1 protein-coding gene is annotated in these 579 nt (G+C 37.1%); it reads right to left on the bottom strand.

The genetic code is table 11. The features are described 5' to 3' along the window. Positions 1–100 precede the first annotated feature (100 nt). Positions 101–535 carry a hypothetical protein gene (locus KI742_RS23500; RefSeq protein ID WP_025607871.1) on the bottom strand — a complete coding sequence of 145 codons (435 nt, stop codon included), beginning with the start codon at positions 533–535 and terminating at the stop codon, positions 101–103. Positions 536–579 lie beyond the last annotated feature (44 nt).

The following is a 579-nucleotide window of genomic DNA, read 5'->3' as shown; positions in this document are numbered from 1 at the left end:
GTGAGCAACGCAATACCGATGCTTCCGCATACCACCTTAAACACTAAAACCAACGCATAGTAAAAATGCCACGCGTTGCGAATCACTCTTAAACAGTTTGTTAGGCAGACTTATCACGTAACTTAACTAGCCTAAATAGGAAAACAAGTGCCCCCCACATACTGTATAAAGCAGTTAAACCACCAATTTGAATTAATGTATATCCATGGGCGGCTCCTTTAACACTCGAGAAGTACTTTAGAGGAGCTTGAATTCCAAGCCAAGCTAACCAGCTACCCATTGCTGCTAAGATAATTGTAAAAAGCAAGAAACCAATTAGCTGAAAAAGCGTTTGTTGTTGGAGATTATCCGTATCTTTATATGTTTTACTAAAAGGAAACCTATAATATTTCATACAATAAATTAGCAAACATGTGATAGGCAGCACCCCAATATCAATTATTGTTATAGGTAGCCCAGTATATAGCCTAATTGCTTCAGAAATGAGGATGACCAAAAATATAATAATACCCGTTTTTAATTTTGCCCAACTCATAAACTTGACCTGTAAGCTAAAAATAACCTTGTATGCCTAACGCC

The sequence above is a fragment of the Vibrio sp. D417a genome (assembly GCF_030248595.1).
GTDB lineage: Bacteria > Pseudomonadota > Gammaproteobacteria > Enterobacterales > Vibrionaceae > Vibrio > Vibrio alginolyticus.
The sequence above is the reverse complement of the archived record's forward strand: the minus strand, read 5'-3'. Positions and strand labels throughout refer to the sequence as shown.

Excerpts from the sequence above, each read along its gene's own strand:
- KI742_RS23500 (WP_025607871.1), bottom strand. The coding sequence starts at position 535 with ATGAGTTGGGCAAAATTAAAAACGGGTATTATTATATTTTTGGTCATC.